This is a genomic window from Micromonospora sp. DT178 (assembly GCF_049841695.1).
Lineage (GTDB): Bacteria > Actinomycetota > Actinomycetes > Mycobacteriales > Micromonosporaceae > Micromonospora.
Window position 1 is genome coordinate 61,108 of the sequence record NZ_JBNCKV010000027.1, and the last position, 14,059, is coordinate 75,166.

Sequence of the window (14,059 nt, forward strand, 5' to 3'; positions counted from 1 at the left end):
CGACCACCCCCGTTCGTCGGTAGTCGTCGGCCGGTCACCCGTCCTGCACCCGCTCACCGGGACACCGTCTCCTTCCCGCCACCCCGTTCCGGGGGGATGTCGCCCTCGCCCGTCCCATCGGCGGGGGCCGCCGGCCCACGCCGGCCCGCCCTGCCCAGCCGCCGGAGCACCCCGGCGAGCAGCGGCGTCACGTCCCGCCGGTCGACCAGCCAGACGACGGCGAGGAACACGACGCCGACCAGGACTCCGGACAGCATGCCCTGCACGAGTGCGCCCGGTGTCGTCGGGGTGCCGCCGGCGGCCGCGTCGAGCCAGCGGGCGACGGCCGTTCCGGCGAGCGCGGCCACGGCCCCGGCGAGCAGTCCGGCGGCGCCGGCCCGGCCGGCTCCGGCGAGCGCGGGGCGCCCGGCCGAGCGCCGCACCGCGACGAGCAGCAGCCCGCCGAGCAGCACCATCCCGACCGAGTTGGCCAGGGCGACCGCGAGCACCCGGTCCCGCAGCGGCAGCAGCGCACCCAGGATCAACGCGGTGGCGGGCACCACGAGGAACCCCACGGCGATGGCGACGGTGGCCGCCCGGGTCTCGCCCCGGGCGTAGAGGGCCCGGCTCAGCAGCGCGTACAGCCCGTATCCGAGCAGGCCCGGCGCGAACCCGGCGATCGCCGTGGCGGCCGTGCCCGCCACGGACGGCGCGAAGAAGACGTGGCTGACGGGGATCGCGGTCCCGACCAGCGCGGCGGCGCCCAGACAGCTGAACAGCAGCACGCCCCGGACGGCCGGGGCCAGGGTGGATCGGTAGCCGTTCTCGTCACCGGCGGCGCGGGCCGCCGCCAGCGTCGGGTACGCGGCGACCGCCAGCGGCACCGCCAGCACCGCCCAGGGCAGCAGGTACACGGTCTGCGCGAGGTTGTAGACACCCGGGTTGCCCCGGTCACCGTAGGTGACCTGGTTGAGGCTCACCATCAGGGCGACCTGCTGGGTGGTGACCGTGACCGCGCCGGCCACCACCAGCCCGCGCACCCGGGCGCGGGCGTCGGCCGGGAACCCGAAGCCCGGTCGCGCCCGCAGCCGCAGCCGGCGGACCGGCACCAGCAGCGAAAGGGAGAGCACGACCACGCCCAGCGTGGTGCCGACGGAGAGCAGCAGTTCCCCGCCGACGCTCACGTCCGCGACCGTGGCCAGCGGCCCCTCGACCGCGGTGAAGCCCAGGTAGACCACGATGACGGTGAGGCTGGACAGCAGTGGCGCGAGGACCGGCCAGGCGAACCGCCGGTGCGCCTGGAGCACCCCGGTGAGGACGATGCCCACCCCGTACAGCGGCAGTTGCGGGGCGAAGACCCGCAACATCCGCTCGCCGCTGTCCTGCTGGGCGGCGGTCAGTCCGTCGCCCAGCAGCGCGACCGCCGGCCCAGCGAGCAGCGCCACCAGCACGGCGAGGGGCACGAGGAGGCTCACCGTCCAGGTGAGCAGCGCGCCGGTGATCCGGGCCACCGTCTGCCGGTCACCCGCCACGACGGGACCGGCCAGCAGCGGCACGACCAGGCTCGCCAGCGCGCCGCCGGCAACGATCTCGAAGATCAGGTTCGGCACCGCGTTCGCGACCACGTAGGTGCCGCCGAGGTCGGTCGGTGCCAGCGTCCAGGTGAAGACGGCGGTGCGGCCGAAGCCGGCGAGCCGGCTGAGGACGGTGAGTACGGCGATGAGCGCGGCCGCTCCGGCGACACGGCCGGCGCCGGCGAGGGGTGCCGGGGTCGTCACGTCAGTCGGCGCGCCGGCCCAGTGCGTCGAGCTCGCGCAGCCCGGGGGTGCGCTGGATGACCTGGGTGAAGCTGACCTTCTCGCTGGCCGCGGTGAGGCCGGCGAGCACGGCGAGCAGCCCGGCCCGCCCGACCGGCCCGGTACGCGCGGCCAGCGCCACGCCGAGCAGCGCGCCGAGCGCGTTCGCGCCGCTGTCGCCGAGCATCACGTCCTCGCCGAGGTCGGCGGGAAGCAGTCCGGCGGCGGCGCCGACGGCACCGGCGGCGATCCCGCCGTGCGGGCCGCCGGTCAGCGGGGCGCCGAGCAGGAGGCCGGACTTCAGCGCCCGGCCGGGCCGCAGGTCCAGCAGGTTGAGCAGGTTCGCCGTGCCGGCGATGACACCGGCGCCGAGCAGCACGTCGACGCCCCGGCCCAACGGGCCCTGCCGCTGGCGGCGCCGGTGCGCGGCGACCCGGGGGTCGGCGGCGAGCAGCGCGGCGGCGCCGAGGCCGGCGGCCCCCACCCCGACGACCTTGACCAGCCCGGCGGTGACCCGGCCCTCGCGCAGCGCGGCCAGGTGCCCGGCGAAGCCCTTGGCCGCCTTCTGCTCCGGCCGGGCGCCGACCACGTCGTCGTAGAGGCCGACGGCCCCGGCGCCCACCCCGGCGACCAGGGCCGCGGCTCCGGACGGGCCGCTGGAGGCGCCGAACGCGCCCGTCGCGGCGGCGCCGGCCGCGAGCGCGGGGCCGGCGGCCAGGGTCACCGTGCGACCGCGGAAGTTGGTCCGGTCGAGCGCGGGCCCGGCCGGTGAGGTACGCACCTCGCGCAGCGCGTACCGGGCGGCGGCGGCGCCCGCGCCGGCGATCAGCAGTCGACCGAGCAGGCTCACGCGCGTCCCTCCCGCCGTACGTCGGCGAAGCTGGATCCGGACAGCGGGGTACGTCGTTCGCTCACTGGGGCAGTCTAGGCAGCAGGGACGGCGCGTTGTCGCCGACACCGTACTGACCGGCCTTCTTCTCGGTGACCTGTTGCACCAGCGCGAGGGCGGTGACCAGCTGGCCCTGGTTGGTGTTGGCGTTGTCGACGGTCGAGATGGTCTGCACCAGCACCGGGTCGCTCCGGACGGCGGCCACCAGGTTGCCCCCGGCCGAGCCGTTGCCGCCGACGACGATCGTTCCGGCCTGGTCGAGCTGCTCGGCGACCTTGAGCACCGACTCGTCCTTCTTCGCCGAGTCCTTGTCCACGTACGGCTGCCCGCTGACCAGCACGACGGCCTCCGCCGACGCGGTGACCGGCTTCTCGGTGGTCAGGTAGTTGGCGTTGTTGTAGGCGGCGAGCACCGCCCGCCGGTCGGCCTCGCTGACCGGGGTCGCGCCGGGCGCCCGGTCGAGCAGCACGCTGGCCAGCAGGGCGGTCGACGTCTCCACCCCGTGCCCGTTGCCGGGCAGCCCGGCGGTGGGCGCGCTCGTGGGGCGCGCCGCGGTGACCGCCAGCTCCAGCAGGTTGTTGTTGTTGTCCGGGTTGATGAACTTGTCCTGCAGGTCGATACGACCGGTCACCTGGGCCCCGGCGAGCTGGAGCATCTTGACCACGCCCTCGGTGTGGTCGCGCCCGGTGGGCAGGCTGACGACCAGCACGCGCTTGCCGGTCAGCGTGCCCGGCAGGACGACCTCCGCGATCTGGGCGGCGAACTCCTCCTCGAGCTCGAGCTCCTTCTCCATGCTCTGGACCGCCTGGCGCATCAGCTGGTTGTCCTTGCGCAGCCCGTTGACGTTCTCCTTGAGCGAGTCGGCCACCGGCCCGTTCAGGGCGGCGGTGCCGACCACCAGGCCGATGGCCAACGCGAGGAAGACAGCGGTCAGGGACACCACGTGGTACCGGAAATTGATCACACCTGCAGCCTCTTGATCGGTGGGACGCTAGAAAAGCTGTTCAAGCTGGAACACGAAATTGTTCCACCACTCGGAGACCACGCCCAAATACGCCTTGCCGACGGTGGAGACCGCCACGGCCGAGGCCATCGCCGCGATCGCGGAGAGCACCAGCAGCAGCAGCGACGACCCGGAGATGCTCTGCCGGTAGAGCCGGCTCACGCCCTTGGCGTCGACCAGCTTGCCGCCGACCTTGAGACGGGTCAGGAACGTGGAGGCCATCCCGCCGCGGCCCTTGTCGAGGAATTCGACAAGCGTGGCGTGGGTGCCGACGGCGACCAGCAGCGAGGCGCCCTTCTCGTCGGCCAGCAGCATGGCCAGGTCCTCGCTGGTCGCCGCCGCCGGGAAGGTCACCGCCGACACGCCGAGGCCGTTGACCCGGGCCAGGCCGGGCGCCCGGCCGTCCGGGTAGGCGTGCACGATCACCTCGGCGCCGCAGCGCAGCACGTCGTCGGTGACCGAGTCCATGTCGCCGATGATCATGTCCGGCGTGTAGCCGGCCTCCACCAGCGCGTCCGCGCCGCCGTCCACGCCGATCAGGACCGGCTTGAACTCGCGGATGTAGGGGCGCAGCACGTCCAGGTCGGCCTTGTAGTCGTAGCCGCGCACCACGATCAGGCAGTGCCGCCCCTGCATCTCGGTCTGGATCTCCGGCACGCCGACCCCGTCGAGGAGCAGGTCGCGCTCCTGGCGGAGGTAGTCCATCGTATTGGCGGCGAACGCCTCCAACTGGACCGAGAGCCCCTCCCGGGCGTCGGCCATCGACTTGGCCACCGTCTCGGCGTCCTGGAGGCTGCCGTGCGCCACCGGCTCGTCGCCGAGGAAGACGGTGTTGCCCTCGATCCGGACGGTGTCGCCCTCGCGGATCCGCTCGAAGACCCCCTCCCCCAGGTCGTCCAGGAGCGGGATGCCGGCGGCGACCAGCACCTCGGGCCCCAGGTTGGGGTAGCGGCCGGAGACCGACGGCTTCGCGTTGAGCACGGCGCCGACACCGACGGCGACGAGCGAGTCGGCGGCGACACGGTCGAGATCGACGTGGTCGATGACCGCGATGTCACCGGGGCGGAGCCGGCCGACCAGGCGTTTTGTCCGGCGGTCGAGGCGTGCGGTGCCGAGGATCCTGCCCGGTTCCGCATTCCGGGTCCGGCGCAACGTGGGTAGACGCATCGTGACCATCCTGGCATGTGAGGCAGGCAATTCTGTCGCGACATGCCTGAGCAGGGCCGCCTACCCAGGGAAGCACACTAACGCGCAGGCCGGTGTGCCTGTGCTCACAATCGCCGGCCTCACGGGCGCCTTTCGCGGGCCGCCACGGCGAGAAGCTCCTCGGCGTGGGCGATACCCAGGTCGGAGTCGGGCAAACCCGCGAGCATGCGGGCGAGTTCCCGGGCGCGCTCGGTGTCCTCCACGACCCGGACGCCGCTCGTGGTGACCGCCCCGCCCGTGTCCTTCGCCACCACCAGGTGCCGGTCGGCGAAGGCGGCCACCTGCGGCAGGTGCGTGACGACCAGCACCTGGTGGCTGCGGGCCAGCCGGGCCAGCCGCCGGCCGATCTCCACCGCGGCCTGGCCGCCGACCCCGGCGTCGACCTCGTCGAAGACCAGCGTGGGCGGACCGCCCGAGCCGGCGAAGACCACCTCGATGGCGAGCATCACCCGGGACAGCTCGCCGCCGGAGGCGCCGCGCTGCAACGGCAGCGAGGGCGCGCCCGGGTGGGCCAGCAGCCGCAGCTCGACCTCGTCGCCGCCGTCCGGGCCGACGCCGACCTCGGTGCCGTTGACCGTCAGGGTCGGCTCGGTGCGGCCGGCCGCGCGGGGCAGCACCGCCACCTCGATCCGGGCGTGCGGCATGGCGAGCCCGGCCAGCTCCACGGTGACCTGCTCGGCGAAGCGCGTCGCCGCCTCCTGCCGCGACGTCGACACCCGGCCGGCCAGGTCGGCCACCTCGCCGGCCAGCCGGGAGGCCTCCCGGTCCAGCTCCTCCAGCAGGTCGTCGGAGGTGTCCAGGTCGGACAGCCGGGTGCGGGCGTGCTCGGCCCAGGCGATCACCCCGTCGACGTCGTCGGCGTACTTGCGGGTGAGCGCGCGCAGCGCCGCCCGCCGCTCGTAGACGGTCTGTAACCGGGCCGGGTCGGCGTCCAGCGCGGCGAGGTAGGCCGACAGCTCGGCGGAGACGTCCGTGACGAGGGTCGCCGCCTCCTCCAGCCGCCCCGCCAGCTCACCCAGCGCCGGGTCCGTGCCGGCCTGCGCCTCCAGGGTGCGGCGGGCGGTGCCGAGCAACGCCGCCGCGTCCGGGGTCTCGTCGGTCGCCTCCACGCCGCCGGCCACGCACTGGTGGGCCACCTGCGCCGCGGTGCGCAGCCCCTCGGCGTGCTCCAGCCGCTGCGCCTCCGCCTTCAGCTCGTCGTCCTCGCCGGGCTGCGGGTCCACCCGGGTGATCTCGTCGAGGCCGAGCCGCAGCAGGTCCGCCTCCTGGTTGCGCTCGCGGGCGTTGCGCCGCCGGTCGGTCAGGTCGTCGACCACCGCGCGCCAGCGGGCGTACGCCTCGCGCAGCGCGTCGAGCAGCTTCTCGTGCTCCGGGCCGGCGAAGCGGTCCAGCGCGGCCCGCTGCTCGGCCGGGCGCAGCAGCCGCAGCTGGTCGGACTGGCCGTGCACGGCCACCGCCTGCTCGCCCACCTCGCCGAGCATCGACACCGGCATGCTCCGGCCGCCCAGGTGCGCCCGGGAGCGGCCCTCCACCGTGACGGTGCGGCTCAGCAGCACCGAGCCGTCCTCGTCGGGCTCACCGCCCGCGTCGGTGATCCGCGCGTGCACGGTGGCGGCGACGCGGCCCTCGAGCCGCAGCCGGCCCTCGACCACCGCCCGGCCCGGCTGGGCGCGCACCCGCCCGGCGTCGGCGCGCCCGCCGAAGAGCAGGCCGAGGCCGGTGACGACCATGGTCTTGCCCGCCCCGGTCTCGCCGGTGATGACGTTCATGCCGCCGGTCAACGGCAGCGTGGTGTCCTCGATGACGCCCAGTCCGGTGATGCGCAGCTCTTCCAGCACAGCACCCGACAGTAGACGCGGCCCCCGACACTTGACCAGCCGGCGTGGGCGCGCCGGTGCGTCCGCCCGCCGACACCCCGCCGGGGCGGCCCGGGTGCGGCCCGTCGGCGGCGCCCCGGCCCCGGGTCACCGGCGGTTGCCGCGCCAGCCGTGCACGGGCAGGTCGAACTTCGCCACCAGCCGGTCGGTGAACGGGCGGTCCCGCAGCCGTACGACGCGCACCGGCAGCGCGCCGCGCCGCACGGTGACCCGCGCCCCGGGCGGCAGGTCGTAGACCCGCCGGCCGTCGCAGGACATCACGGCGAGGGTGGTGAACGGATCGACCGTGATGGCGAACGTGGAGGTGGGCGCGGTGACCAGCGGCCGGCTGAACAGCGCGTGCGCGCTGATCGGCACCAGCAGCAGGGCCTCCACCTCCGGCCAGACCACCGGCCCGCCGCCGGAGAACGCGTACGCCGTCGAGCCGGTGGGGGTCGCGCAGACCACGCCGTCGCAGCCGTAGCGCGACAGCGGGCGGCCGTCCACGTCGACGAGCAGCTCCAGCATCTGGGCGCGCTCGCCCTTCTCGACGCTGATCTCGTTGAGCGCCCAGGACTCGATGGTCGGGCCGCCGTCGAACTCGGCGGTCACGTCGAGGGTGAGCCGCTCGTCGACGGTGTAGTTGCGCTCGACCACGTCGCGTACCGCGCTGTCCAGGTCGTCGATCTCGGCCTCGGCGAGGAAGCCGACCTTGCCGAGGTTGATGCCGATCAGCGGCACCTTCGCCGGGCGGGCCAGCTCCGCCGCGCGCAGGAAGGTGCCGTCCCCGCCGAGCGCGAAGACGATCTCGGCGCCCTCGGCCGCCTCGGGGCCGGTCATCGGCACCACCCCGGGCAGGTCGAGGTCGTCGGCCTCCTCGGCCACGACCCGCACCTCGAAGCCGGCCGAGATCAGGTCGGCGGCGACGGCGCGGGCGTGCTCGGTGCTGCGCCGGCGACCGGTGTGCGTCACCAGCAGCGCCGCGCGGCTCACCGGGACAGCCGTCCCGTCACGCCCGCGCGGCCTCGGCGCGGCACGCCCGCGACCGCGGGGCTCGCCAGCTCGCTCACCCGGCCACCTCCTCCGTCGCCGCGTCCGGCAGGTCGCCGGACGGCACCGGACCACCCGGCCCGGCGGTCACCACCGCGCGCACCCGCTCCGGGTCGGCCGGCGGTGCGCCCCGGCGTAACCATACGAAGAACTCGACGTTGCCGCTCGGCCCCGGCAGCGGACTCGCGGCCACGTCGGCCAGGCCGAGATCGAGCCGGGCCGCCGCGGCGGCCACGTCGAGCACGGCCTCCGCGCGCAGCGACGGGTCCCGGACCACCCCGCCGGCGCCCACCCGTTCCTTGCCGACCTCGAACTGCGGCTTCACCATCAGCGCCAGGTCACCGTCGGGCCGGGTGCAGCTGGCCAGCGCCGGCAGCACCAGCCGCAGGGAGATGAACGACAGGTCGGCGACCGTGAGGTCGACCGGGCCGTCGACGACCTCCGGCGTCAGCGTACGGACGTTGGTGCGCTCGAAGACCCGCACCCGGGGATCGTTGCGCAGCGGCCAGGCGAGCTGCCCGTAGCCGACGTCGACCGCGACCACCTCGGCCGCGTCGGCGCGCAGCAACACGTCGGTGAAGCCGCCGGTGGAGGCGCCCGCGTCCAGGCACCGCCGGCCGGCCACCGTCAGCCCACCGGGGGCGAAGGCGGCCAACGCGCCGGCCAGCTTGTGCCCGCCCCGGGAGACGTACTCCGCGCTGGGGTCCTCGCCGGTGACCAGCAGCGGATCGGCGGGGTCGACCATCGCGGCGGGCTTACGGGCCGGTACGCCGCGCAACTGGACCCGGCCGGCCTCCACCAGCGCGGCGGCCTGTTCCCGGGACCGGGCCAGCCCGCGGCGGACGAGTTCGGCGTCCAGCCGGTTACGACGTGCCATGCGTGGTTCTTCTCCGGTCAGGTCTGGTCGATGGTAGCGAGGGTTTCCCGCAGCGTCTCGTACGCCGCCTCGTACTGCGCGATCTGGTCGGCCGGGGCGAGCGTCGCGGCGTTGGCCATCGCCCGTACGGCGGCGTCCACCGCGGGATGCCGGTCCTCGCCGAGGTCCTCGACGGGCTCCGGCAGCGACGGCGGACCGGGGCGCGGGCCCGGCCGGGCACCGGGCGGCGGGCCGGGGCGGAAGGCGCCGGTCGCCGGGCCGTGGCCGGCACCCGGCGGGCCGGGGCGGGCGCCGGGTGGCGGGCCGGGCCGGAAGGGGCCGCTCACGACCCGCTCCCGGCGAGGGCCGGGCGCGTCACGCCTCGCCCTCCGGCGGCCGCTTGCGGGCCGGTGCCTTCTTCGCCGGCCGGACCGGCTCCGCGGCGCCCTCGGTCGGGGCGAGGGCCGACGGCGTCCGCTTGGCCACCGCCTTCTTCGCGACGGCCTTCTTGGCCAGCGCCTTCTTCGCGACGGCCGGCCCCGCCACCGGGGCGGGGGCCGCCGAGGTCGGTACGGCCGGCTCGGCGGCGCCCGGGGCGGGCACCGGGTGCGCCGGCTCCGCGGTGCCGGCGGGCACGGGCGGCGGGGCGCCGAGGGTCGCCCTGGCGTCCCGGAGCTGACGCTCCAGCTCGTGCACCCGTCGGGTCAGCTCGGCGACCTCGTCGGCGGTGGCGAGCCCCACCGCGCCGAGGGCCCGGTCCACTTCGAACCGCACCAGCTTGGTCAGCGCCTCACGGTTGGCCGCGCCCGTGGAGACCAGCTCCTCGGCGAGGGTCTGCAGCTGGGCGGCGGTCGCCCCGCCCGAGCCGATGACCCGGCGAACCGCGTCCTGGGCCTTCTTCCGGGGCGCCTCCGTCAGGCCCATGGCCAGCTCGAGGTAGGCGCGCCACGCGTCCTGCATGCCTGATTCCTTCCGCGGGGCGGGGGTGTGCAGGTGCCACGCTACCGGGCACCTCACGACGCCCTGTGCGGTACGGTGCCGGGGACGGCGTGGCGAGCGGTGAGGGGGCGCGATCGTGGCCAGCGTGGACGAATGCCGACAGTCGTTGCGGGATCTGGCGGCCCGGCTGGACCGCAACGCGGAGACGGTGCGGGAGAAGGTCGACTTCGACCGGACGCTGGCCTGCCGGATCACCGACCTGGAGACCGCCTTCCACGGCCGGCTCTCCGGCGGCCGCCTGGTCGACCTGGCCGACGGCGACGACCCGAAGGCCAAGATCGCGCTGAGCACCAACAGCGACGACCTGCTCGCACTGGTCCGCGGCGAACTCGACATCACCCGCGCGGTCACGTCCCGACGGGTGTCGATCAAGGCCAACCCGCTCGACCTGATGAAGCTGCGCAAGCTGCTCTGAGGTCACCGGCGCGGGGCGGGGCGGTCGGTCCCGCCGTCGCACAGCGCTTTCCGGCCGGTGGTGCCGGCGGCCGTCAGCCCGACAGGCCGAGTTCGGCCAGTGCCTTCTCCGCCTCGACCGAGGCGGTACGGACCCGCGCCGGCCGCGTCGACCAGGCGGCCGCGCAGAGCGCCGCCAGGGCGTCCAGCGGGCGGCCCGACCCGGACAGCTCCAGCGCGTCGTCCCGCGAGGTCACCGACCATCCGCCGGCGTCCGCCGGGCCCGGGACCCGCACCACGGCCGCCGGGTCGAAGAGCCCCGCCAGGTCCATCGAGACGTACGTCGGCCTGCGGTGCGCCGGGGCGGCGAGCAGCTCGGCCGCGTCACTCACGCCGGTGAGCACCAGCAGGCTGTCCAGCCCGGCCCGCCGGGCGCCCTCGATGTCGGTGTCCAGCCGGTCACCGACCAGCAGCGTCCGGCCCCCGCCGGCACGGCGGGCCGCCGTGGTGAACAGCGCCGGCTCGGGCTTGCCGACGACCACGTCGGGGTCCCGGCGGAGCGCGGTGCGCAGCACGGCGACCAGGGCACCGTTGCCCGGCAGCGGTCCGCGCCCGCTGGGCAGGGCCGGGTCGGTGTTGGTGGCGACCCAGGTCGCGCCGCCGCGTACGGCCACCGACGCCTCGGCCAGGTCCGCCCAGCAGACCTGCGGGCCGAACCCCTGCACCACCGCGACCGGCGACTCGTCGGCCCGCGACACCGGGGTCAGCCCGACCGCGCGCAGCTCGGCCCGCAGCGCCTCGGTGCCGACGACCAGCACCGCAGCGCCGGCGGGAAGCTGGTCGCGAAGCAGCTCGGCGGCGGCCGCCGCGGAGGTGAGCACCTCCTCGGGCCGGGCGGGCACGCCCATCCCGGTGAGCAGGTCGGCCACCTCGCTGGAGCGGCGCGAGGCGTTGTTGGTCGCGTACGCCACCGACCGGCCCTCGGCGTGCAGCCGGCCGACCGCCTCGACCGCACCGGGGACCGGCCGGTCGATCAGGTAGATCACGCCGTCCAGGTCGAAGACGACCAGGGCGTACCCGTCGACCAGCCGCTCCCCGGCACCCGTCGTCATCGCCGCGCGGTCTCCGACTCGCCGGAGGCGGTGGGCTCGCCACCGCCGGTGGCGGTCCCACTGTCGTCGCCGGGCGTCCCGGCGGCGACGGCGCCCGCCTCGTCGTCGGTCAGCTCGTCGTCGGTCAGGTCGTCCGACGGCACCGCCGCAACCGCAGCCTCGTTCTGCTCGTCGTCCTCGTCTTCGAGGTCGTCGTCGTCGTCCTCGAGGTCGTCCTCGTCGTCGTCGTCCTCGAGGTCGTCCTCGTCGTCGTCGTCCTCGAGGTCGTCGTCGTCCTCGTCCTCGTCCTCGAGGTCGTCGTCGTCGGCGTCGTCTTCATCGACGGTCGGCTCCGTGTCGCCGGCGAGGTCGGCGTCCGGTCGGGCCGGCACCGCACCCGGGGCGCCGGGGCCGGCGGCGATCGCCTCGGCGGACTCCTCGTCCTCCTCGTCGCCCTCGATCACCACACCGTCGAGCTCCAGCAGCCGCTCGGCGGCGTCGGTCTCGCCCTCGGTGTCGACGTCGGCGGCCCGGGAGAACCACTCGCGGGCCTCGTCGCGACGGCCGACCGCGAGCAGCGCGTCGGCGTACGCGTACCGCAGCCGGGCAGTCCACGGCTCGGCCGCCTCGGCCGTCAGCTCGGGAACCTGGAGCATGGCCACGGCGGCGTCCTTCTGGCCCAGGTCGCCGCGCGCCCCGGCCGCCACGATCAGCAGCTCGGTCGCCACGGCCTGGTCCAGCTTCTCCCGGTCCGCGCCACGGAACAGGTCGATCGCCCGCTCGGGCCGGCCCAGCGCCCGCTCGCAGTCCGCGAGCACCGCCAGGTGGCTCTGCAGCCCGCTCATCCGGTGGTACGTACGCAGCTCCGCGATCGCGGTCTGCCACTCCCCCGCGTGGTACGCGGCCAGGCCGACCGCCTCGCGGACGGCAGCGATCCGGGACGCCAGCCGACGGGCCGCCAACGCGTGCGCCAGCGCCTCGGCCGGGTCCTCGTCGATCAGCTGACCAGTCGCCACCAGGTGCCGGGCGACCGTCTCGGCGACCGGCTTCGCCAGCGAGAGCAGCTCGGCCCGGACGTCCTTGTCGAGGTCGGTCGCGACGATCTCGTCGGGCAGCGCGGGGGCCGCCGTACGCTCCCCCTCCGCCTCCGGACGCTCCCGCCGCTCGTCGCGACGCTCTCCGCCCCGGAAGCCGCCCTCACGACGGTCATCCTGCCGTTCTCCGCCACGGTAGCCGCCCTGCCGGTCGCCACCCTCGCGGCGGTCGCCACCGCGGTAACCGCCCTCGCGGTCACCGCCCCGGTAACCACCCGGACGGTCGCCACCCTCGCGACGGTACCCGCCCTGGCGGTCGCCGCCCTCGCGACGCTCGCCGCCACGGAAGCCGCCCTCACGGTCACCACCACGGAAACCGGACGGGCGGTCGCCACCCTCGCGGCGGAAGCCACCCTCACGCGGCGGACCCGAACGGAAACCACCCTCACGACGGTCGCCACCACGGAAACCACCCGGACGGTCGCCGCCCTCGCGGCGATCGCCGCCGCGGAAGCCACCCTCGCGGTCGCCACCACGGAAACCGCCCGGACGGTCGCCGCCCTCGCGGCGATCGCCGCCGCGGTAACCACCCTCGCGGTCGCCACCACGGAAAGCACCCGGACGGTCGCCACCCTCGCGGCGATCCCCACCGCGGTAACCACCCTCGCGGTCACCACCACGGAAGCCACCCGGACGGTCGCCCTCGCGACGGTCGCCGCCGCGGAAGCCACCCTCGCGGTCACCACCACGGAAACCACCCGGACGGTCGCCACCCTCGCGGCGGAAGCCACCCTCACGCGGCGGACCCGAACGGAAACCACCCTCACGACGCTCGCCGCCACGGAAACCGCCCTCGCGGTCGCCGCCCTCGCGACGTTCGCCCCCACGGAAGCCACCCTCGCGCGGCGGGCCCGAACGGAAACCGCCCTCACGACGGTCACCACCACGGAACCCACCCTCGCGGTCACCACCACGGAAACCACCCGGACGGTCGCCACCCTCGCGACGCTCGCCGCCACGGTAGCCACCCTGGCGGTCGCCGCCCTCGCGACGCTCGCCGCCGCGGAAACCGCCCTCGCGGTCACCACCACGGAAGCCGCCCGGACGGTCACCACCCTCGCGACGTTCGCCGCCACGGAAGCCACCCTCGCGCGGCGGACCCGAACGGAAACCGCCCTCACGACGGTCACCACCACGGAACCCACCGTCGCGGTCACCACCACGGAAGCCGCCCGGACGGTCACCGCCCTCACGACGTTCACCGCCACGGAAGCCACCCTCACGCGGCGGACCCGAACGGAAACCGCCCTCACGACGGTCACCACCACGGAAACCACCCTCGCGGTCACCACCGCGGAAGCCACCCGGACGGTCGCCACCCTCACGGCGGTCGCCGCCGCGGTAGCCGCCGGATCGCTCGTCACCGTCCCGACGGAAGCCACCTTCGCGGCGGTCTCCGCCCCGGAAACCCTCACGGTCGCCGCGGAAGCCGCCCTGGCGGTCGCCGGCGTCCCGACGAGGGGCGCCACCACCGCGGGAGTCGCCGTCACGCGGACCGGACCGGAAGCCGCCCTCTCGGCGGTCGCCACCACGGGAGTCGCCACCGCGGGAGTCGCCGTCACGACGGTTGCCGCCGGCGTACCCGCCGCGCTGGCCGCCCCGGTCCTCCCGGTACGGGGGCCGGTCGTCGCGGCGCGGTGCTCCCTCGCGCCCACCCGAACGGTCTTCGTAGCGACGGGGACGATCTCCGCCCTGCGATCCTGAACTCACAGGTACATCCTTCCTCATTGCGTCACCCACGACGCTAACGCAGTCGAGGGCCGACCCGGATGGGGCGGCCCTCGACTGGAAAAGTTGTGCGGCGGTGTCCTACTCTCCCACACCCACCCCAGTGCAATACCAACGGC

Annotated in this window: 13 protein-coding genes; 2 read left to right on the forward strand and 11 right to left on the reverse strand. The window is 75.4% G+C overall.

The window, feature by feature from the left end; all coding sequences use genetic code 11:
- Positions 1 to 53: 53 nt before the first annotated feature.
- The 9 genes from murJ to ACLQ22_RS30575 all read right to left on the reverse strand — a co-directional run bounded on the left by murJ (position 54) and on the right by ACLQ22_RS30575 (position 9,595).
- Positions 54 to 1,757, reverse strand: a complete 1,704-nt coding sequence (murJ, locus tag ACLQ22_RS30535; protein WP_425695351.1) for a murein biosynthesis integral membrane protein MurJ — start codon at positions 1,755 to 1,757, stop codon at positions 54 to 56.
- Position 1,758: 1 nt separating this feature from the next.
- The gene (locus tag ACLQ22_RS30540) at positions 1,759 to 2,625 is read right to left on the reverse strand and encodes a hypothetical protein (RefSeq protein ID WP_425695352.1); all 867 of its coding nucleotides are present in this window, start codon (positions 2,623 to 2,625) and stop codon (positions 1,759 to 1,761) included.
- A 61-nt stretch (positions 2,626 to 2,686) separates the two neighbouring features.
- A complete protein-coding gene (locus ACLQ22_RS30545) occupies positions 2,687 to 3,628 on the reverse strand; it encodes a copper transporter (RefSeq protein ID WP_425695353.1) in 942 nt (313 codons plus the stop codon).
- Positions 3,629 to 3,655: 27 nt separating this feature from the next.
- A complete protein-coding gene (gene steA, locus ACLQ22_RS30550; RefSeq protein ID WP_425695354.1) occupies positions 3,656 to 4,834 on the reverse strand; it encodes a putative cytokinetic ring protein SteA in 1,179 nt (392 codons plus the stop codon).
- Between the two features lie 119 nt (positions 4,835 to 4,953).
- A complete protein-coding gene (gene recN, locus ACLQ22_RS30555; protein ID WP_121397661.1) occupies positions 4,954 to 6,711 on the reverse strand; it encodes a DNA repair protein RecN in 1,758 nt (585 codons plus the stop codon).
- 126 nt (positions 6,712 to 6,837) lie between these two features.
- Complete coding sequence (locus ACLQ22_RS30560) at positions 6,838 to 7,722, reverse strand: NAD kinase (RefSeq protein WP_121397660.1); 885 nt, start codon at positions 7,720 to 7,722, stop codon at positions 6,838 to 6,840.
- A 73-nt stretch (positions 7,723 to 7,795) separates the two neighbouring features.
- A complete protein-coding gene (locus ACLQ22_RS30565; RefSeq protein ID WP_425695355.1) occupies positions 7,796 to 8,656 on the reverse strand; it encodes a TlyA family RNA methyltransferase in 861 nt (286 codons plus the stop codon).
- Positions 8,657 to 8,673: 17 nt separating this feature from the next.
- On the reverse strand, positions 8,674 to 8,982 hold the full coding sequence (locus ACLQ22_RS30570; protein ID WP_121397658.1) for a hypothetical protein: 309 nt from the start codon (positions 8,980 to 8,982) through the stop codon (positions 8,674 to 8,676).
- Positions 8,983 to 9,010: 28 nt separating this feature from the next.
- On the reverse strand, positions 9,011 to 9,595 hold the full coding sequence (locus tag ACLQ22_RS30575; RefSeq protein ID WP_425695356.1) for a phasin family protein: 585 nt from the start codon (positions 9,593 to 9,595) through the stop codon (positions 9,011 to 9,013).
- Positions 9,596 to 9,710: 115 nt separating this feature from the next.
- Here ACLQ22_RS30575 and ACLQ22_RS30580 point away from each other — a divergent pair, with 115 nt between their 5' ends.
- Positions 9,711 to 10,049, forward strand: coding sequence for an SCP2 sterol-binding domain-containing protein (locus tag ACLQ22_RS30580; RefSeq protein WP_425695357.1), 339 nt, complete (start codon positions 9,711 to 9,713; stop codon positions 10,047 to 10,049).
- 73 nt (positions 10,050 to 10,122) lie between these two features.
- Here the strand turns inward: ACLQ22_RS30580 and ACLQ22_RS30585 are convergent, their stop codons facing one another.
- The gene (locus tag ACLQ22_RS30585; protein WP_425695358.1) at positions 10,123 to 11,139 is read right to left on the reverse strand and encodes an HAD-IIA family hydrolase; all 1,017 of its coding nucleotides are present in this window, start codon (positions 11,137 to 11,139) and stop codon (positions 10,123 to 10,125) included.
- Entirely contained in the window at positions 11,136 to 12,182 is a 1,047-nt protein-coding gene (locus tag ACLQ22_RS30590) for a tetratricopeptide repeat protein (protein WP_425695361.1), read from the reverse strand. Before ACLQ22_RS30590 ends, ACLQ22_RS30585 begins: the two co-directional genes overlap by 4 nt.
- Between ACLQ22_RS30590 and ACLQ22_RS30595 the strand changes: the two genes are divergently transcribed.
- Positions 12,138 to 13,916 carry a hypothetical protein gene (locus tag ACLQ22_RS30595; RefSeq protein ID WP_425695362.1) on the forward strand — a complete coding sequence of 593 codons (1,779 nt, stop codon included), beginning with the start codon at positions 12,138 to 12,140 and terminating at the stop codon, positions 13,914 to 13,916. The two genes, ACLQ22_RS30590 and ACLQ22_RS30595, sit on opposite strands and share 45 nt — an antisense overlap.
- Positions 13,917 to 14,059 lie beyond the last annotated feature (143 nt).